This window comes from Salmonella sp. 3C (assembly GCF_025426275.1).
Classification (GTDB): Bacteria; Pseudomonadota; Gammaproteobacteria; order Enterobacterales; family Enterobacteriaceae; genus Salmonella; species Salmonella enterica.
On sequence record NZ_CP104858.1, the window covers coordinates 3541929 to 3562572 of the forward strand.

16 protein-coding genes are annotated in these 20644 nt (G+C 50.7%); 11 read left to right on the forward strand and 5 right to left on the reverse strand.

Going from position 1 to position 20644, the window contains the following annotated elements:
- Positions 1-134 precede the first annotated feature (134 nt).
- Both pflA and N7E69_RS16885 read right to left on the reverse strand, forming a co-directional pair.
- On the reverse strand, positions 135-932 hold the full coding sequence (gene pflA, locus N7E69_RS16880) for a pyruvate formate lyase 1-activating protein (RefSeq protein ID WP_000067973.1): 798 nt from the start codon (positions 930-932) through the stop codon (positions 135-137).
- 118 nt (positions 933-1050) lie between these two features.
- Entirely contained in the window at positions 1051-1377 is a 327-nt protein-coding gene (locus N7E69_RS16885) for a hypothetical protein (RefSeq protein WP_012543336.1), read from the reverse strand.
- A 130-nt stretch (positions 1378-1507) separates the two neighbouring features.
- Here N7E69_RS16885 and sopD2 point away from each other — a divergent pair, with 130 nt between their 5' ends.
- Entirely contained in the window at positions 1508-2467 is a 960-nt protein-coding gene (gene sopD2, locus N7E69_RS16890; RefSeq protein ID WP_001145562.1) for an SPI-2 type III secretion system effector SopD2, read from the forward strand.
- Positions 2468-2542: 75 nt separating this feature from the next.
- Here the strand turns inward: sopD2 and pflB are convergent, their stop codons facing one another.
- From pflB to ycaO, 3 genes are all read right to left on the reverse strand, one after another.
- Positions 2543-4825, reverse strand: a complete 2283-nt coding sequence (pflB, locus tag N7E69_RS16895) for a formate C-acetyltransferase (RefSeq protein WP_001292799.1) — start codon at positions 4823-4825, stop codon at positions 2543-2545.
- Positions 4826-4884: 59 nt separating this feature from the next.
- Positions 4885-5742 (reverse strand): formate transporter FocA, encoded by an 858-nt coding sequence (focA, locus tag N7E69_RS16900; protein ID WP_000642539.1) that lies wholly within the window; start codon positions 5740-5742, stop codon positions 4885-4887.
- A gap of 404 nt (positions 5743-6146) precedes the next feature.
- On the reverse strand, positions 6147-7907 hold the full coding sequence (gene ycaO / locus N7E69_RS16905) for a 30S ribosomal protein S12 methylthiotransferase accessory factor YcaO (RefSeq protein WP_000194823.1): 1761 nt from the start codon (positions 7905-7907) through the stop codon (positions 6147-6149).
- Between the two features lie 136 nt (positions 7908-8043).
- Between ycaO and N7E69_RS16910 the strand changes: the two genes are divergently transcribed.
- The 10 genes from N7E69_RS16910 to lpxK all read left to right on the forward strand — a co-directional run bounded on the left by N7E69_RS16910 (position 8044) and on the right by lpxK (position 20604).
- Positions 8044-8736 carry a DUF421 domain-containing protein gene (locus tag N7E69_RS16910; RefSeq protein WP_000642867.1) on the forward strand — a complete coding sequence of 231 codons (693 nt, stop codon included), beginning with the start codon at positions 8044-8046 and terminating at the stop codon, positions 8734-8736.
- A 185-nt stretch (positions 8737-8921) separates the two neighbouring features.
- Entirely contained in the window at positions 8922-10010 is a 1089-nt protein-coding gene (gene serC, locus N7E69_RS16915) for a 3-phosphoserine/phosphohydroxythreonine transaminase (protein ID WP_000079590.1), read from the forward strand.
- Between the two features lie 70 nt (positions 10011-10080).
- Positions 10081-11364 (forward strand): 3-phosphoshikimate 1-carboxyvinyltransferase, encoded by a 1284-nt coding sequence (aroA, locus tag N7E69_RS16920; RefSeq protein ID WP_000445198.1) that lies wholly within the window; start codon positions 10081-10083, stop codon positions 11362-11364.
- A gap of 142 nt (positions 11365-11506) precedes the next feature.
- The gene (locus N7E69_RS16925) at positions 11507-12268 is read left to right on the forward strand and encodes a M48 family metallopeptidase (RefSeq protein ID WP_000792301.1); all 762 of its coding nucleotides are present in this window, start codon (positions 11507-11509) and stop codon (positions 12266-12268) included.
- Between the two features lie 172 nt (positions 12269-12440).
- Positions 12441-13124, forward strand: coding sequence for a (d)CMP kinase (gene cmk / locus N7E69_RS16930; protein WP_000125007.1), 684 nt, complete (start codon positions 12441-12443; stop codon positions 13122-13124).
- 113 nt (positions 13125-13237) lie between these two features.
- Entirely contained in the window at positions 13238-14911 is a 1674-nt protein-coding gene (gene rpsA, locus N7E69_RS16935; RefSeq protein WP_000140324.1) for a 30S ribosomal protein S1, read from the forward strand.
- 155 nt (positions 14912-15066) lie between these two features.
- Positions 15067-15351, forward strand: coding sequence for an integration host factor subunit beta (gene ihfB / locus N7E69_RS16940; RefSeq protein WP_000167332.1), 285 nt, complete (start codon positions 15067-15069; stop codon positions 15349-15351).
- A gap of 229 nt (positions 15352-15580) precedes the next feature.
- A complete protein-coding gene (locus N7E69_RS16945; RefSeq protein ID WP_000705770.1) occupies positions 15581-17845 on the forward strand; it encodes a ComEC family protein in 2265 nt (754 codons plus the stop codon).
- Between the two features lie 36 nt (positions 17846-17881).
- Complete coding sequence (gene msbA, locus N7E69_RS16950) at positions 17882-19630, forward strand: lipid A ABC transporter ATP-binding protein/permease MsbA (RefSeq protein WP_000551246.1); 1749 nt, start codon at positions 17882-17884, stop codon at positions 19628-19630.
- Positions 19627-20604, forward strand: coding sequence for a tetraacyldisaccharide 4'-kinase (gene lpxK / locus N7E69_RS16955; protein ID WP_000561699.1), 978 nt, complete (start codon positions 19627-19629; stop codon positions 20602-20604). The genes msbA and lpxK overlap by 4 nt, the downstream gene beginning before the upstream one ends.
- Positions 20605-20644 lie beyond the last annotated feature (40 nt).

The following is a 20644-nucleotide window of genomic DNA, read 5'->3' on the forward strand; positions in this document are numbered from 1 at the left end:
CTGGTTAGCGCAATATTGTTAACCATGCCTGTCTGATGGCGGGGTCGGGTATTTTAGCGGTAAGAGCGTTATCCAGACAGCAAAACGGCTACCGTCATGGGTAGCCGTTTAAAAGCGGGTAAGATAGCAGGCGATTAATACATCACTTTATGACCATACTGCTCAAGAATACCCTTTACACGCTCCATGGTCTCTTTTTTAGGCGGCTTCACGCCATCCAGTTTATATTCTTCGCCCATTGCCACCCATTTATGTTTGCCCAGCTCATGATAGGGCAACAGTTCGATTTTTTCGACATTACCCATATCGCGGGTAAACTCGCCCAGGCGATGCGCGGAATCATCGTCGTCAGACCAGCCGGGAACGACAACGTAACGGATCCAGACCTTCACATTTTTCTTTGATAAATACTGCGCGAATTCCAGCGTCCGGTGATTAGAGACACCGACCAGATTCTGGTGGATCTCATCATTCATCTGCTTGAGATCGAGCATCACCAGATCGGTAACGTCCAACAGTTCATCAATCACCGGGTCATAACGGCGCACAAAGCCGTTGGTGTCGAGACAGGTGTGGATACCTTCTTTTTTACAGGCGCGAAACCAGTCGCGTACAAATTCTGCCTGCAAAATGGCCTCGCCGCCGGATGCCGTCACGCCGCCGCCAGAAGCATTCATAAAATGCCGATAGGTCACCACCTCTTTCATTAAGTCTTCAACGGTGATTTCTTTACCGCCATGCGTATCCCATGTGTCGCGGTTATGGCAATACAGGCAGCGCATCAGGCAGCCCTGAAAAAAGGTAATAAAGCGGATGCCTGGGCCATCAACGGTGCCACAGGACTCAAAGGAGTGAATGCGACCAATAACCGGCTTTTTATCAGCAGTTACTGCAACACTTTCATTTGTAATACAATTGGTTAAGTTACTCATATCGCTTCGGCTAGCTCTAAATAACATGGGGTTTATGGACACATTCCGGGCATGTTGAGCACCCTGGTAAGGGGGTTGCATCCTGTAAAAAAGCGGTACTGCGAGCGTAAATTTTGGACTACAGAATGTGTGGCTGTTCCAGAATGTGCTGCAATGGGGCTATTTTACCTCTATTCAGTATAAAATATACGGCAAATCTATGCTGCATAACTCGCACCGCCAGAAATTCTGGCTCATTCATCAGCTCGTAACGCCTCAACCGCAATACATACTGTAAGTGTATCATCCATAGCGTCCTGGTTTTGCTGTTTATGATCCGCCTCTTTTTTCGAATGGTTGGCGCCGTTTTGTTGTGGTCAGAACGAAAATAATTCTCAACATAATTCAGATGTGTCCAAAGAACGTTATGCGCTGTCCAGCGCCTGGCGTCGCATTCAACGCGCAATCAGGTGTAAATCTGATGTCATTTCTAAACCCAGGCTGATTCAATCTCTTAAATAGAGTGTGGTTTTAATCAAAAAATGAGAGCAACGGATTGGATCTTGCTTTCGCGGTAAATAATCAAGGGAGTTATTATGCCAGTTACGTTAAGTTTTGGTAATCGTCATAACTATGAAATTAATCATTCACGGCTAGCCCGTTTGATGAGTCCTGATAAAGAAGAAGCGCTATACATGGGGGTATGGGATAGATTTAAGGACTGCTTCAGAACACACAAAAAACAAGAGGTGCTGGAGGTATTATATACACTCATCCATGGATGTGAACGTGAAAATCAAGCTGAACTTAATGTTGATATAACCGGCATGGAGAAGATACATGCCTTTACACAATTAAAACAATATGCTAATCCATCTCAACAAGACCGCTTTGTTATGCGTTTTGATATGAATCAGACACAAGTTTTATTTGAGATTGATGGCAAGGTTATTGATAAATGTAATTTGCATCGTCTCCTCAATGTTTCAGAAAACTGTATTTTTAAAGTGATGGAAGAAGATGAAGAAGAGTTGTTTTTTAAAGTATGTATTAAGTATGGAGAAAAAATTGCCCGCTATCCAGAATTATTAGAAGGATTTGCTAATAAACTTAAAGATGCAGTTAATGAGGATGATGACGTTAAGGATGAAGTTTATAAGCTTATGCGATCTGGAGAAGATCGAAAAATGGAATGTGTTGAATGGAATGGTACTCTTACTGAAGAGGAGAAGAATAAACTACGCTGTCTTCAAATGGGGTCTTTTAATATTACTACCCAATTTTTTAAAATAGGTTACTGGGAATTAGAGGGGGAAGTCCTGTTTGATATGGTTCATCCAACACTTAGCTATCTGCTACAAGCATATAAACCGTCATTGTCATCTGATTTAATAGAAACTAACACCATGCTGTTTTCTGATGTATTAAATAAGGATTATGATGATTATCAAAATAATAAAAGAGAAATTGATGCTATTCTAAGAAGAATATATAGATCACATAATAACACTTTATTTATAAGTGAAAAGTCGAGTTGTCGCAATATGCTTATATAAAAAGTCATTAAAAAGGCCCCACTGATATGGAGCCTTTTTTGTACGCTTTTTATGGCGTAATTTCAGTCAAACCCATTACATGGTCTGCGTGAAGGTACGAGTAATAACGTCCTGCTGCTGTTCTTTCGTCAGGGAGTTAAAACGTACTGCGTAACCAGATACACGGATGGTCAGCTGCGGATATTTTTCCGGATGTTCCATCGCGTCCAGCAGCATTTCACGGTTCATGACGTTGACGTTCAGGTGCTGACCGCCTTCGATGGACGCTTCGTGGTGGAAGTAACCATCCATCAGACCTGCCAGGTTAGTCTTACGAACTTCGTCGTCTTTACCCAGTGCGTTCGGAACGATAGAGAAGGTATAAGAAATACCATCTTTCGCGTAAGCAAACGGCAGTTTAGCAACGGAGGTCAGAGAAGCGACAGCGCCTTTCTGGTCACGACCGTGCATCGGGTTAGCACCTGGTCCGAACGGCGCGCCAGCGCGACGACCATCCGGGGTGTTACCGGTTTTCTTACCATACACAACGTTAGAAGTGATGGTCAGAACAGACTGCGTCGGGATAGCGCCACGGTAGGTGGTCAGTTTCTGAATTTTCTTCATGAAACGTTCTACCAGGTCAACCGCCATGTCATCTACACGAGCGTCGTTGTTACCAAACTGCGGGTATTCGCCTTCGATTTCGAAGTCGATAGCCAGACCATCTTCGTCACGAATCGGTTTAACTTTCGCATATTTGATGGCAGACAGGGAGTCAGCAGCAACGGACAGACCTGCGATACCACACGCCATGGTGCGGATAACGTCACGGTCGTGCAGCGCCATCAGAGAGGCTTCGTAGCTGTACTTGTCGTGCATGTAGTGGATAACGTTCAGCGCGGTGACATACTGTTTAGCCAGCCAGTCCATGAAGTGATCCATGCGATCCATCACTTCGTCGAAGTTCAGAACATCGCCTTTGATCGGTTCGGATTTCGGACCAACCTGCATTTTCAGTTTTTCATCAACGCCGCCGTTGATAGCGTACAGCATGGTTTTCGCCAGGTTTGCACGCGCGCCGAAGAACTGCATTTGTTTACCAACGATCATCGGGCTTACGCAGCATGCGATAGCGTAGTCATCGTTGTTGAAGTCCGGACGCATCAGGTCATCGTTCTCGTACTGCAGAGAAGAGGTGTCGATGGAGACTTTAGCGGCGAATTTCTTGAAGTTCAGCGGCAGTTTTTCAGACCACAGAACGGTGATGTTCGGCTCCGGAGACGGCCCCATGGTGTACAGGGTGTTCAGGAAACGGAAGCTGTTTTTGGTGACCAGAGTACGGCCATCAACGCCCATACCGCCGATAGATTCGGTTGCCCAAATCGGGTCGCCGGAGAACAGTTCATCATATTCAGGAGTACGCAGGAAGCGAACCATACGCAGTTTCATGACCAGGTGGTCAATCATTTCCTGTGCGTCTTGCTCGGTGATTTTGCCTGCTTTCAGGTCACGTTCGATGTACGCATCCAGGAAGGTGGATACACGACCGAAGGACATTGCTGCGCCGTTCTGAGATTTAACCGCAGCCAGGTAACCGAAGTAAGTCCACTGGATTGCTTCCTGAGCGTTAGTCGCCGGACCAGAGATATCGCAGCCGTATTTAGCTGCCATTTCTTTGATCTGACCCAGAGCGCGGTGCTGTTCAGCGATTTCTTCACGCAGACGGATAGTCGCTTCCAGATTTACGCCGTTTTCCAGATCGGATTGCAGAGACGTAAACTGTGCGAATTTGTCTTTCATCAGGTAGTCGATACCGTACAGCGCTACGCGACGGTAGTCACCGATGATACGGCCACGGCCATACGCATCCGGCAGACCGGTCAGAACGCCGGATTTACGGCAACGCAGGATGTCCGGAGTATAAACGTCGAACACGCCCTGGTTGTGAGTCTTACGGTATTCGGTGAAGATTTTTTTGATCATTGGGTCCAGCTCGCGATTGTACGCTTTGCAGGAACCTTCAACCATTTTGATGCCGCCGAACGGGATAATCGCACGCTTCAGCGGAGCTTCAGTCTGCAGACCAACAATTTTCTCAAGCGCTTTGTTGATGTAGCCAGCGTCGTGAGAAGTGATGGTGGAAGCAACGGAGGTGTCAAAGTCAACAGGCGCGTGAGTGCGGTTTTCCTGTTTAACGCCTTCCATTACGCTGTCCCACAGCTTGGTGGTCGCGTCAGTAGCGCCAGCCAGGAAGGACTCGTCACCCTCATACGGAGTGTAGTTTTTCTGAATGAAGTCACGGACGTTTACTTCATTCTGCCAGTCACCTTTGGTAAAACCTTCCCAGGCTGTGGCTAACTTTTCATTAAGCTCGGACATGTAACACCTACCTTCTTAAGTGGATTTTTTATTTACTGCGTGTAATGGGCATCAACAGATTAATGATGCTCGTTACCACGCAGGTAAATGACCCAGTATGTCAACCCGACCAACAAACCGCCGCCGATAATATTACCGATCGTGACCGGAATCAGGTTATCAGTGATGAAGCTCATCACGGTCAGGTGAGAAAAACTTTCCGGAGACGAACCAACCGCGGTCCAAAACTCCGGTGTAGCAAAATCGCGTATTACAATACCCATAGGAATCATAAACATGTTTGCGATACTGTGCTCAAAACCGCTGGCGACAAACATGGCGACGGGCAGTACCATGATGAACGCTTTGTCCATCAGGCTACGACCTGAGTAGCTCATCCACACGGCCAGACAAACCATCAGGTTCGCCAGAATACCGAGGCAGACAGCTTCAATAAAAGTGTGGTGCATTTTGTGGTCGGCGGTTTGCAGGACGTTAAGTCCCCATTGACCGTTGGCAGTCATATACTCGCCGGAAAGCCACATCAGTAACACGAAAAGCAGAGCGCCAATCAGGTTACCAAAATAGACGTTTAACCAGTTTTTAGCCAGTTGCCCCCAGGTGATGCGACCGCTAGCTTTAGCTACAACGATCAGAACAGTAGAGGTGAAGAGATCAGCGCCGCAAATAACACAGAGAATCAGTCCCAAAGAGAAACAGATACCCCCGATAAGTTTCGCCATGCCATAAGGCATCGCGCCAGTACCGGTTGTCGCAGTAATATAAAAAACAAAGGCAATTGAAATGAATACGCCGGCGGTAATCGCCAGATAGAAAGTCTTAAGCGGATGTTTCGTTGCTTTATAGACGCCTGCTTCTTCAGCCACTTTGGCCATTGCTGCAGGGAGTAAAAGGTCAAAAGGGTTGTCAGCTTTCACACTAACTCTCTCTTTATTAAGTCGGCGACGAGATACTAACAAAGCATTATAGATGAGAATTTGATATAGATCATATCTCGCCTGGCTTATAGGCCCGTAAGTCGCATGGCTTTTATGCAATTACGGTGTAACTTTTTGATTATACTAATAAAAATAAATTTTAAAAATTATAAATAGAGTTGAATTTTTTCCTGACTCCTCCTGCTGCACGGTTAATTAATATGGAGTAATCAACAAATAAAGTAACATCACTATGTCAATTAATTTAATATCAACAACCAATATTTAACCTTGTTATTACATTTTTCGCCGTTTAGCGAAAATAAATAAAACGGGGCCGCAAAGGCGCCCCGTAATATAACGCAGCCGAGAGGGTAAACCTACCCTAAGTCACTCATATGGCCTTATTTTGACCAGTATGCCGCTTTCGCGCGCTGTAATTTATCATACGCTTTTAACAAGGACTGATGCGCCGGGAACGCTTGTAGATCGTGGTCGACAGCCGGTAGTCCATAAAAAGCCGCTTCACCGCTAAGCGCGGCGCTGGCGGCCTCTACAGCCTCTGCGCCATACATTTTTATAAAAGCATTGAGATATTGCAGTGGCTGACGCGCATCTTCTTGCGACAGGAGCAGCAGAGTTTGCAGGCAACGGTAATAGTTTGCGCGTGTCGGACTAAAGACCGACGAATTGAACTCCATCGTCCATTCTGTCCAGATTAGCGCCTGCTCCAAATCGCCGCCCGCTAACGCTAACATTGCTTTTAATTCGCCGACGCGCAGTGTATACCAACCATTGTCCGCTCCGGTCGCCAGACCCAACAGTTCACGCACGCGGGTGAAATCGTCAAAACCTTCTTCATCCAATTGTTCAATCAGATTGAGATAATCTTCTTTATTCCAGGCGCTACCGGGCAGCGAAAGCAGAGTCTCACGAAGATGGCTACCCATATTGTTGTTGGCCAGCCACAGATCTTCGGCAGGATAAATATCAGACATTCCCGGTACGATAATACGACAGGCGTATACGCCGAGATGCTCGTAATCGGCAATGTAAACTTCTTTATCTTCAGCAGCAAAGATGGCCATCAGCGTGGCGAATTCTTCTTCGGTAGTGCCGGAAAAACTCCAGTCCGTGAACGGATAATCGGCGTCCTGTTTGAACAGATCCCAGGAAATCAGGCCGCTGGAGTCGATGAAGTGGGTCTCCAGATTAGTGTGCTCCGCGACTTCTTCATCATCGAACGTTGGTGGCGTGAAGACATCAAGATCTTTCAGACCGCGTCCCTGGAGTAGCTCGGTCACTGTACGCTCCAGCGCAACGCCAAAGTCAGGATGGGCGCCAAAAGAAGCAAAGCAGGTACCGTTAGCCGGGTTGAACAGCACGACGCAGATAACCGGATACTTACCGCCCAGCGAGCCGTCATAGGCGAAAATCGGGAAACCCTCGGCTTCCAGCGTGGCGATTGACTCCATTACCGCCGGATAACGCGCCATCACCTCTGCGGGAATCTCCGGCAGACTGATACTTTCCGCAATGATGCGATTTTTCACATAACGCTCGAAGACTTCCGACAGTCCCTGAACGCGGGCTTCATTACGCGTATTGCCGGCGGACATTCCGTTAGAGACGTACAGGTTGCCGATGATATTCATCGGAATATACACGGTCTGGTTATCGGACTGACGGGTAAATGGCAGGCCGCAGACGCCGCGAGCTTCATTGCCGGACTGAAGATCAATTAACTGGCTTCCGGTGAGTTCATTTTCCGGATCGTAAAACGCGCGCAGACGGGCATCAAGCAAGCCTTCCGGTACGTCGTCATTTTCAGTCAGCGGGAACCACTTTTCGTTCGGGTAATGCACGAATGGCCCATTGGCGACCGTTTCGCCAAGCCAGAAATCAGCAAAGAAGTAGTTGGTTGACAGACGCTCGAAGTATTCGCCCAGCGCCGAGGCCAGCGCCGCTTTTTTGGTCGCGCCTTTTCCGTTGGTAAAGCATAACGCGCACTCTTTATCGCGAATATGCACTGACCAGACGTTTGGCACCGGGTTCAGCCAGGAGGCCTCTTCGATGTGAAAGCCGAGGTCGAGTAACTTTTGCTGGAAGCGGGCGATGGAGTCTTCCAGCGCGGCGTCTTTGCCGGGAATAAATGTTTGCGTCATGAAAATCACTTTTGTCGTACGGAAAGCGCGCAATGATACGGGTTTTATGTGACGGGCGCTATCTCGCCGGGACATCGGCGGAAATAAAAGTATTGGCTATGCTTTTACACTGGCATTCACAGGAAGAGCATAAAAAATGAAAGCATTTGATTTGCAACGAATGGCGCTGGATAACGTGCCGGTAGCGTTTTTGGGGGAAGTGGCGCTGCGTAGCTTTTACACCTTTGTTCTGGTGTTTCTTTTCTTAAAGGTGACAGGACGACGCGGCGTACGGCAAATGTCGCTTTTTGAAGTGCTGATCATTTTGACATTGGGATCGGCGGCAGGCGACGTCGCGTTTTATGATGACGTTCCGATGCTCCCTGTTCTGGTGGTATTCATCACCCTGGCGCTGCTCTATCGCCTGGTCATGTGGCTGATGGCGCATAGTGAAAAGTTGGAAGATCTGCTGGAAGGCAAGTCGGTGGTCATTGTTGAAGACGGCGAACTGGCGTGGGAAAAACTGCAGCGCTCGAACATGACGGAGTTTGAGTTTTTTATGGAGCTTCGCTTGAATGGCGTTGAGCAACTGGGGCAGGTCAGACTGGCCATCCTGGAGACAAACGGACAAATCAGCGTCTATTTCTTTGAAAATAAAGACGTTAAGCCGGGGTTAAGCATTCTTCCTGAGCACTGTACGCCACGCTTTATCGTGGCGCCGGAGGCTGGCGACTATGCCTGCGTACGTTGCAGTGAAGTGATACGCATGAATATCGGGGAAAAGCAATTATGTCCGCGCTGCGCAAATCCAGAATGGACGAAGGCAAGCCGGGCTAAACGCGTTGTTTAACAGCGAAAATATCGGATTTATACGGTTAAACCGGAAGATTCTGTTGTGTGACGCATGCCGCATTTTCTCCTCGCATTGTTTTACCCATTGCGGCGCGTGTCACTGAATGATAAAACCGATATTCACATGAATAACGTTTGCCTGATGTCTGTCAGGCAGGAAACAATGCAGCGTGGTGAGGGGAAATGGCTCAGGTCTTTAATTTTAGTTCAGGTCCGGCGATGCTACCGGCGGAAGTACTTAAACTGGCGCAACAGGAACTGCGTGACTGGCACGGTCTTGGTACGTCGGTAATGGAAATTAGCCATCGAGGCAAAGAGTTTATCCAGGTCGCTGAAGAGGCGGAGCAGGATTTTCGCGATCTCCTTAATATCCCCTCCAACTATAAAGTTTTATTTTGTCACGGCGGCGGTCGCGGGCAGTTTGCTGGCGTGCCGCTCAATCTGCTGGGCGATAAAACCACGGCGGATTATGTCGATGCTGGTTACTGGGCGGCGAGCGCCATCAAAGAAGCCAAAAAATACTGTGCGCCGCAGATTATCGACGCCAAAATCACCGTTGACGGCAAACGTGCCGTAAAACCGATGCGCGAGTGGCAGCTTTCCGATAACGCCGCTTATTTACACTATTGCCCGAATGAGACCATTGACGGCATCGCCATCGATGAAACGCCGGATTTTGGCCCGGAAGTGGTCGTCACGGCGGATTTTTCTTCTACCATCCTGTCTGCGCCGCTGGACGTCTCTCGCTATGGCGTAATTTATGCTGGCGCGCAGAAGAATATCGGTCCGGCAGGACTGACGCTGGTTATCGTCCGGGAGGATCTGTTAGGCAAGGCGCATGAGAGCTGCCCGTCCATCCTCGACTACACCGTCCTGAATGATAACGACTCGATGTTTAATACGCCGCCGACTTTCGCCTGGTATCTTTCCGGTCTGGTGTTCAAATGGTTGAAAGCGCAGGGCGGCGTGGCGGCGATGCACAAAATCAATCAGCAAAAAGCGGAGTTGCTGTACGGTGTGATTGATAACAGCGATTTCTACCGTAACGATGTCGCACAGGCCAACCGTTCGCGGATGAATGTTCCGTTCCAGTTAGCGGACAATGCGCTGGACAAGGTCTTTCTGGAAGAGTCTTTCGCCGCCGGTCTGCACGCCTTAAAAGGGCACCGTGTTGTTGGCGGGATGCGCGCCTCTATCTATAACGCCATGCCGATTGAAGGGGTAAAAGCGCTAACCGATTTCATGATCGATTTTGAGCGTCGCCACGGCTAATTCGTTTCTTTTTTCATCCCCACGGCCAGTCTGTGGGGTTTTTATTTCTGTTTTTTGAGAGTTGAGTTTCATGGAATCCCTGACGTTACAACCCATCGCGCGGGTCGATGGCGCCATTAATTTACCTGGCTCCAAAAGTGTTTCAAACCGTGCTTTGCTCCTGGCGGCTTTAGCTTGTGGTAAAACCGTTCTGACGAATCTGCTGGATAGCGATGACGTCCGCCATATGCTCAATGCCCTGAGCGCGTTGGGGATCAATTACACCCTTTCTGCCGATCGCACCCGCTGTGATATCACGGGTAATGGCGGCCCATTACGTGCGCCAGGCGCTCTGGAACTGTTTCTCGGTAATGCCGGAACCGCGATGCGTCCGTTAGCGGCAGCGCTATGTCTGGGGCAAAATGAGATAGTGTTAACCGGCGAACCGCGTATGAAAGAGCGTCCGATAGGCCATCTGGTTGATTCGCTGCGTCAGGGCGGGGCGAATATTGATTACCTGGAGCAGGAAAATTATCCGCCCCTGCGTCTGCGCGGCGGTTTTATCGGCGGCGACATTGAGGTTGATGGTAGCGTTTCCAGCCAGTTCCTGACCGCTCTGCTGATGACGGCGCCGCTGGCCCCTAAAGACACAATTATTCGCGTTAAAGGTGAACTGGTATCAAAACCTTACATCGATATCACGCTAAATTTAATGAAAACCTTTGGCGTGGAGATAGCGAACCACCACTACCAACAATTTGTCGTGAAGGGAGGTCAACAGTATCACTCTCCAGGTCGCTATCTGGTCGAGGGCGATGCCTCGTCAGCGTCCTATTTTCTCGCCGCCGGGGCGATAAAAGGCGGCACGGTAAAAGTGACCGGAATTGGCCGCAAAAGTATGCAGGGCGATATTCGTTTTGCCGATGTGCTGGAGAAAATGGGCGCGACCATTACCTGGGGCGATGATTTTATTGCCTGCACGCGCGGTGAATTGCACGCCATAGATATGGATATGAACCATATTCCGGATGCGGCGATGACGATTGCCACCACGGCGCTGTTTGCGAAAGGAACCACGACGTTGCGCAATATTTATAACTGGCGAGTGAAAGAAACCGATCGCCTGTTCGCGATGGCGACCGAGCTACGTAAAGTGGGCGCTGAAGTCGAAGAAGGGCACGACTATATTCGTATCACGCCGCCGGCGAAGCTCCAACACGCGGATATTGGCACGTACAACGACCACCGTATGGCGATGTGCTTCTCACTGGTCGCACTGTCCGATACGCCAGTTACGATCCTGGACCCTAAATGTACCGCAAAAACGTTCCCTGATTATTTCGAACAACTGGCGCGAATGAGTACGCCTGCCTAAGTCTTCTGTTGCGCCAGTCGACGGGCTGGCGCGCCGAGTCCGTATTCGCACTATTTTTATAATTATGACTAATGCTAATTTGTTGATGATTTAACACATTGATTTATGTGTTTTTTATAATAGTTATCAACGGAAGATTAGTATGAAAAATAAATCATTACTACTGGCGGTGGCGATTTCCGCCACGCTACTGGCAGGATGTAAAAATGGCGTGAATGGCAATTTAATCGCCAGTTCAGGCATGTCAGCCTACAAAGCCGCCACACTGTCCGATGCGGATGTTAAGGCATTATCTAATAATGCCTGTAAACAAATGGACAGCGAGAATCAACTGGCAGGTTCGAAAAGCAAATACACCAAACGTCTGAGCAAAATCGCCAAAGCGCTGGGTAACAACATTGACGGTACGCCGGTTAGCTATAAAGTCTATATGACCAGCGATATCAACGCATGGGCGATGGCGAACGGTTGCGTTCGCGTATACTCCGGCCTGATGGATCTGATGACCGATAATGAAATTGAAGGCGTACTGGGCCATGAACTGGGCCATGTCTCTTTAGGGCACTCTCGCAAGGCAATGCAGACCGCTTATGCCACGCTGGCGGCTCGCGATGCGATTTCCGCCACCAGCGGCGTCGCAGCGCAGCTTTCCCAGTCTCAATTGGGCGATCTGGCGGAAGGCGTCATCAATTCGGCGTTTTCTCGCAGTCAGGAGTCGGATGCGGATGACTTCTCTTACGATCTGCTGAAAAAACGCGGGATTAACACCCAGGGCTTAGTCACGGCATTCGATAAATTCGCCACAATGGACGCAGGTCATGCAAAATCATTGATGGACTCCCACCCGGCTTCAGCCGATCGCGCGCAGCATATGCGCGACAGAATTGCCGAAGATAAAAAGTAAATCATTGTCATCTTTCGGGCTGGTTTCTCGCCGGCCCGCTATAATTGCGCAATTATTCCGCATCTGATTACAGACAAAACTGGTTTTTGCACGCAACGTTAACGGTCGCGAGCGTTGGCGCGTATAATGCGCGGCGTTTACGTTAACGGTACGCCTGTTTAAGGAGATAAAGATGACGGCAATTGCCCCGGTAATAACCATTGATGGCCCAAGCGGTGCAGGTAAAGGCACCTTGTGCAAAGCAATGGCGGAAGCATTGCAATGGCATCTGCTGGATTCCGGCGCGATATACCGCGTACTGGCGCTGGCGGCATTGCATCACCATGTCGATCTCGCCTCTGAAGATGCGCTGGTGCCGCTGGCGTCCCATCTGGACGTGCGTTTCGTCTCAACGGACGGCAACCTGGAAGTTATCCTGGAAGGCGAGGACGTTAGCGGCGAAATCCGTACGCAGGAAGTCGCGAACGCGGCATCCCAGGTGGCAGCATTCCCACGCGTGCGTGAAGCGCTTCTTCGCCGCCAACGCGCATTCCGCGAAGCGCCTGGTTTAATCGCCGATGGACGCGATATGGGGACCGTGGTCTTCCCGGATGCGCCGGTAAAAATTTTCCTTGACGCCTCCTCGGAGGAACGTGCGCATCGACGTATGCTACAGTTGCAGGAGAATGGCTTTAGTGTTAACTTTGAACGCCTTTTGGCCGAGATCAAGGAACGCGACGATCGCGATCGTAATCGCGCTGTAGCGCCGTTAGTTCCTGCTGCTGATGCATTAGTTTTGGATTCTACCCGATTAAGCATTGAGCAAGTGATTGAAAAAGCGTTACAATATGCGCGCCAAAAATTGGCTCTCGCTTAAATGCGACCGAATTTGTAGTACCCCCGTTGCAAAGGATTGACAGCGGGTATGTTAAACAACCCCATCCGGCACGGAGCCAGGTGGACGTTAAATATGAAACCTGAAGATTAAACATGACTGAATCTTTTGCTCAACTCTTTGAAGAATCCTTAAAAGAAATCGAAACCCGCCCGGGTTCCATCGTTCGTGGTGTTGTTGTTGCTATCGACAAAGACGTAGTACTGGTTGACGCCGGTCTGAAATCTGAGTCTGCCATTCCGGCTGAGCAGTTCAAAAACGCCCAGGGCGAACTGGAAATCCAGGTTGGTGACGAAGTTGACGTTGCTCTGGATGCAGTAGAAGACGGCTTCGGTGAAACTCTGCTCTCTCGTGAGAAAGCTAAACGTCACGAAGCATGGATCACGCTGGAAAAAGCTTACGAAGATGCTGAAACTGTTACCGGTGTTATCAACGGCAAAGTTAAGGGTGGCTTCACTGTTGAGCTGAACGGTATTCGCGCGTTCCTGCCAGGTTCTCTGGTAGACGTTCGTCCGGTGCGTGACACTCTGCACCTGGAAGGCAAAGAGCTTGAATTCAAAGTAATCAAGCTGGACCAGAAACGTAACAACGTTGTGGTTTCTCGTCGTGCCGTTATCGAATCCGAAAACAGCGCAGAACGCGATCAGCTGCTGGAAAACCTGCAGGAAGGCATGGAAGTTAAAGGTATCGTTAAGAACCTCACTGACTACGGTGCATTCGTTGATCTGGGCGGCGTTGACGGCCTGCTGCACATCACTGATATGGCCTGGAAACGCGTTAAGCATCCGAGCGAAATCGTGAACGTTGGCGACGAAATCAACGTGAAAGTGCTGAAATTCGACCGCGAGCGTACCCGTGTATCCCTGGGCCTGAAACAGCTGGGCGAAGATCCGTGGGTTGCTATCGCTAAACGTTATCCGGAAGGTACCAAACTGACCGGTCGCGTGACCAACCTGACCGACTACGGCTGCTTCGTTGAAATCGAAGAAGGCGTTGAAGGCCTGGTTCACGTTTCCGAAATGGACTGGACCAACAAAAACATCCACCCGTCCAAAGTGGTTAACGTTGGCGACGTAGTGGAAGTGATGGTTCTGGATATCGACGAAGAACGTCGTCGTATCTCCCTGGGTCTGAAGCAGTGCAAATCTAACCCGTGGCAGCAGTTCGCAGAAACCCACAACAAGGGCGACCGCGTTGAAGGTAAAATCAAGTCTATCACTGACTTCGGTATCTTCATCGGCCTGGACGGCGGCATCGACGGCCTGGTTCACCTGTCTGACATCTCCTGGAACGTTGCAGGCGAAGAAGCAGTTCGTGAATACAAAAAAGGCGACGAAATCGCTGCAGTTGTTCTGCAGGTTGACGCAGAACGTGAACGTATCTCCCTGGGCGTTAAACAGCTCGCAGAAGATCCGTTCAACAACTGGGTTGCTCTGAACAAGAAAGGCGCTATCGTAACCGGTAAAGTCACTGCAGTTGACGCGAAAGGCGCAACCGTAGAACTGGCTGACGGCGTTGAAGGTTACCTGCGTGCTTCTGAAGCATCCCGTGACCGCGTTGAAGATGCGACTCTGGTTCTGAGCGTTGGCGACGACGTTGAAGCTAAATTCACCGGCGTTGATCGTAAAAACCGAGCAATCAGCCTGTCTGTTCGTGCGAAAGACGAAGCTGACGAGAAAGATGCCATCGCAACTGTTAACAAACAGGAAGATGCAAACTTCTCTAACAACGCAATGGCTGAAGCATTCAAAGCAGCTAAAGGCGAGTAATCCTCTGAAACTTCGGGTCTTTTAGTCCGAAGTATAACGAGATTACTTGACAGATTGCAGGTTTCGGCCTGTAATCAAGCACTAAGGGCGGCTACGGCCGCCCTTAATCAATCTCACGGCTGCAGCCAATTTGCCTTTAAGGAACCGGAGGAATCATGACCAAGTCAGAATTGATTGAAAGACTTGCAACCCAGCAATCTCACATTCCCGCTAAGGCGGTTGAAGACGCGGTAAAAGAGATGCTGGAGCATATGGCCTCGACTCTTGCGCAGGGCGAGCGTATTGAAATCCGCGGTTTCGGCAGTTTTTCTTTGCATTACCGCGCGCCTCGTACCGGACGTAACCCCAAGACCGGCGATAAAGTGGAACTGGAAGGAAAATACGTTCCTCACTTTAAACCGGGTAAAGAACTGCGCGATCGCGCCAATATTTACGGTTAAGTTTTAACGAAAAACTTGAACCCGAAAAAAGCACCGTCAGGGTGCTTTTTTCATTTATACGCCGTCAGGCGCAAACGCTATTCGACCGAAAACTGGAAAACGTTTCGCATTTTTTGCTGCGTCTTACATTTATCAGGTAAAAAACCTGGAATCCGCGCCGTATAGCACAAAATCCCCTCCAGACAATGGCGTCCTGAACCTGCACACTTTCCCGCACAGGGAGGTGTCTATGAAGATAACGACGGTCAGCGTATGCGTAGTATGCGGCATACTTCCACTCATGATATTGCCAGTATTACCTGATACGTGGATTCTCGCGGTGCTGTTTTGTCTGGCATGTTTGCTTTGCCTCATACCCCATCACTATGCGCGCTACGCGGCATTAACCTTGCTCTTTTTCATATGGGGGATATTTGCCGCCAGGCAGGCCATCTGGGCGGGAAACGTCCTGCCCGCCGCGACGCAGGAGGCGACAGTCGTCATTACTGCCACCGATCATATGACCACTCATTATGGGCGAATCACCCATTTGCGCGGAAAGCCGCTCTTTCCTGCTGTAGGGATTGTCCTGCATGGCCAGTACTTACCCACGGAAGTGTGTGCCGGGCAACAGTGGGCGATGACGCTGAAGGTCAGAGCGGTACACGGACAGCTTAACGAAGGCGGTTTTGATAGCCAGCGTTACGCGCTAGCGCAGCACCAACCGTTGACCGGGCGTTTTCTACAGGCTAAAGCGATTAACCCTGAGTGTAGCTTGCGTGGGCGCTATCTTGCTTCGCTTCGCGCTACGCTTGCGCCTTATCCGTGGCAGCAGGTTATTCTGGCGTTGGGAATGGGGGAGCGGGGAGCGGTGTCGCAGGAGGTGAAGGCCGTTATGCGCGATACGGGGACTGCCCATTTGATGGCGATTTCCGGCCTGCATATCGCTTTTGCTGCGTTATTGGCTGCCGGATTAATCCGTGGCGGACAATTCTTTTTGCCGGTCAGATGGATTCGTTGGCAGACGCCATTGCTGGGCGGCATTCTTTGCGCGATATGTTATGCCTGGCTTACCGGCTTACAACCGCCTGCGCTGCGCACGGTGGCGGCACTGAGCGTCTGGGGAGGATTAAAATTAAGCGGACGACAGTGGAGCGGCTGGCAAGTCTGGTGCTGCTGTCTGGCCGCGATTATTTTCGCCGATCCTGTGGCGGTTATATCACAAAGTCTTTGGCTGTCAGCATTTGCGGTTGCCGGCCTGTTATTCTGGTATCAGTGGTTTCCTGCGCCAAACGGAAATTTTCCACGAGGCTTACGCTGGTTGCTTAACCTGCTTCACCTACAGGCAGGCATTACACTTCTGCTTTTGCCTCTCCAGGTGGCGCTTTTTCATGGCATAAGCGTTACCGCAATGCTGGCGAATCTTTTTGCCGTACCCTGGGTCACATTTGTGACGGTTCCGCTCATCCTGGCGGGAATGATTCTGCATTTAACCGGGCCGTTTTTTCTTGAAGAGTGGGTATGGTACCTGACCGATCGCGCGTTAGCCGCGCTATTTTACCTGTTGAATGCTTTACCGCAGGGCTGGGTCAATATTGATAACCGTTGGCAGTGGCTGACGCTTTTACCCTGGCTAACGCTTATCGCGTGGCGATTAAACGTCTGGCGTACCTGTCCGGCGGTCTGTTTATGCGGGTTATTGTTGATGAGCTGGCCACTCTGGCGGCCGATAAACGCCAGCGGATGGCAGGTGCATATGCTGGATGTCGGTCAGGGGCTGGCGATAGCGATCGTCAGGGGCGATAAAGTAATACTCTACGATACCGGTCGGGCATGGCCGGAGGGCGACAGCGGGCAACAGGTTATTATTCCCTGGTTGCGCTGGCATAATCTGACGCCGGAGGGCGTTATTTTGAGTCATGAGCATCTGGATCATCGGGGCGGGCTGCGTTCGCTACAGCGGGTCTGGCCGTCAATGTGGATTCGCAGCCCGTTAGGCTGGCAGGGACATTTGCCCTGTTTTCGCGGCGAGCAGTGGCAATGGCAGGGGCTAACGTTTCAGGCGCACTGGCCGTTACGCGAAAGTGCCGATCGAGGAAATAACCGTTCTTGTGTGGTCAAAGTGGATGACGGTGTACATAGCATCCTGCTCACGGGCGATATCGAAGCGGGCGCTGAACAAAAAATGCTAAGTCGTTACTGGCGACATCTTGCGGCGACGTTTATCCAGGTGCCGCATCATGGTAGTAATACGTCGTCGTCGCTACCATTTATTCAGCGCGTACATGGTGAAGCGGCGCTGGCGTCCGCATCGCGCTATAACGCATGGCGGCTGCCGTCCCGCAAGGTAAAACGGCGCTACCGACAGCAGGCGTATCAGTGGTTTGATACACCCCACCAGGGGCAAATTTCGCTGCTGTTTTCTCCGCAGGGCTGGCGCATACAAGGCTTACGGGATCAAATTTTACCTCGCTGGTATCATCAGTGGTTTGGCGTGTCCGAGGATAACGGGTAGAATATGCGGCTATTTCAACAAATGCTGGTTTTTTGAATGCATAACGATAAAGATCTCTCTACGTGGCAGACCTTCCGCCGACTGTGGCCAACCATAGCGCCTTTTAAAGCAGGTCTGATCGTGGCGGGCATAGCGTTAATTCTCAACGCAGCCAGCGATACCTTCATGCTATCGCTCCTCAAGCCATTACTGGATGATGGTTTCGGTAAAACGGATCGCTCAGTGTTGCTGTGGATGCCGCTGGTGGTTATTGGGCTGATGATATTACGAGGCATCACTAGCTATATCTCCAGCTACTGTATTTCATGGGTGTCAGGCAAGGTGGTAATGACCATGCGCCGTCGCCTGTTTGGCCATATGATGGGAATGCCCGTCGCTTTCTTTGATAAACAGTCTACCGGTACGCTGCTGTCGCGTATTACATACGATTCAGAACAGGTTGCCTCTTCTTCATCTGGCGCGCTGATTACCGTGGTGCGTGAAGGGGCATCGATCATCGGATTGTTTATCATGATGTTCTATTACAGCTGGCAGCTGTCGATCATCCTGGTTGTTTTAGCGCCGATTGTGTCGATTGCGATTCGCGTTGTCTCAAAGCGGTTCCGCAGCATCAGTAAAAATATGCAGAACACGATGGGACAAGTGACTACCAGCGCTGAACAAATGCTGAAAGGACACAAAGAGGTACTGATTTTTGGCGGTCAGGAAGTCGAAACTAAACGCTTTGATAAAGTCAGCAATAAGATGCGACTGCAAGGCATGAAAATGGTCTCTGCCTCGTCAATTTCCGATCCTATCATTCAGCTCATTGCCTCGCTGGCGCTGGCGTTTGTCCTCTATGCTGCGAGCTTCCCAAGCGTAATGGATAGCCTGACGGCAGGGACCATCACCGTGGTGTTCTCCTCCATGATCGCGCTGATGCGTCCATTAAAATCGCTGACAAACGTTAACGCGCAGTTCCAGCGTGGGATGGCGGCTTGTCAGACGTTGTTTGCGATTCTGGACAGCGAACAGGAGAAAGATGAAGGTAAACGTGTCATTGACCGCGCGACCGGCGATCTCGAATTCCGCAATGTGACGTTTACTTACCCGGGCCGTGAAGTGCCGGCATTGCGTAACATCAATTTGAAAATTCCTGCCGGGAAAACCGTGGCGCTGGTGGGGCGTTCCGGATCGGGTAAATCAACTATCGCCAGTCTGATCACCCGTTTCTACGATATTGATGAAGGACACATCCTGATGGATGGTCACGATCTACGCGAATACACTCTGGCCTCTCTACGTAATCAGGTGGCGCTGGTTTCGCAAAACGTGCATCTGTTTAACGACACGGTCGCCAATAACATTGCTTATGCCCGGACGGAAGAATACAGCCGCGAGCAGATTGAAGAGGCGGCGCGCATGGCCTATGCCATGGACTTTATCAATAAGATGGATAATGGCCTGGATACCATCATCGGCGAAAACGGCGTACTGCTTTCCGGCGGTCAGCGCCAGCGTATCGCGATCGCCCGCGCCTTACTGCGTGACAGCCCGATTCTGATCCTTGATGAAGCTACGTCCGCGCTGGATACCGAATCTGAACGTGCGATTCAGGCAGCGTTGGATGAGCTGCAGAAAAACCGTACCTCTCTGGTGATTGCGCACCGTCTCTCCACCATCGAACAGGCGGATGAGATCGTTGTAGTCGAAGACGGTATTATCGTTGAGCGCGGCACTCATAGCGAGCTGCTGGCGCAACACGGCGTTTACGCCCAGCTACATAAGATGCAATTTGGCCAATGATTGCGCGTATCTGGTCGGGTGAATCCCCGCTATGGCGGTTACTGCTGCCGCTCTCCTGGCTGTATGGCCTGGTGAGCGGGGCGATTCGTCTGAGCTATAAGCTTGGTTTGAAACGCGCCTGGCGAGCGCCGGTACCGGTGGTTGTGGTAGGGAATCTTACGGCTGGCGGTAACGGTAAAACCCCCGTAGTCATTTGGCTGGTGGAAAAGCTGCAACAGCGTGGCGTGCGCGTGGGGGTCGTTTCCCGCGGCTACGGCGGGAAAGCTGCCGCTTATCCGCTGCTCCTGACGCCGGAGACGACAACCGCAGAAGCGGGAGATGAACCGGTATTGATTTATCAACGGACCGGCGCGCCTGTCGCGGTGGCGCCTGAACGCGCCGCGGCGGTGAAAGCGATTCTGGCGGCGCATAATGTGCAGATTATTATCACCGACGATGGGTTGCAGCATTACCGACTAGCGCGAGATATTGAAATTGTGGTGATTGACGGGGTGCGCCGTTTTGGCAACGGCTGGTGGCTTCCTGCCGGCCCTATGCGCGAACGCGCCAGTCGCCTGAAAACCGTGGACGCCGCTATCGTGAATGGCGGCGTCGCCCGGGCGGGTGAAATACCCATGCAGCTAGCGCCTGGACTGGCGGTGAACTTACGTACGGGAGCGCGTTGCGATGTGGCGCAACTGAGCAATATTGTGGCGATGGCGGGCATCGGTCATCCGCCGCGCTTTTTCGCGACGCTGGAAGCCTGTGGCGCGCATCCGCAAAAGTGCGTCCCGCTGGCCGATCATCAAACGCTCGCCCCTGCTGACGTTCAGGCGTTGGTCGGTGAAGGGCAGACCCTGGTAATGACGGAAAAAGACGCGGTGAAATGCCGTGCTTTTGCCGAAGATAACTGGTGGTTCTTACCGGTTGATGCGCGTTTGTCCGGTGAGCAGCCTGATAAGTTGCTTCAACATATCACCTCGCTGGTTCGCTAGCGTCCCCCAATGCAGCGGCAGTGATGAATTTATGGAGTCA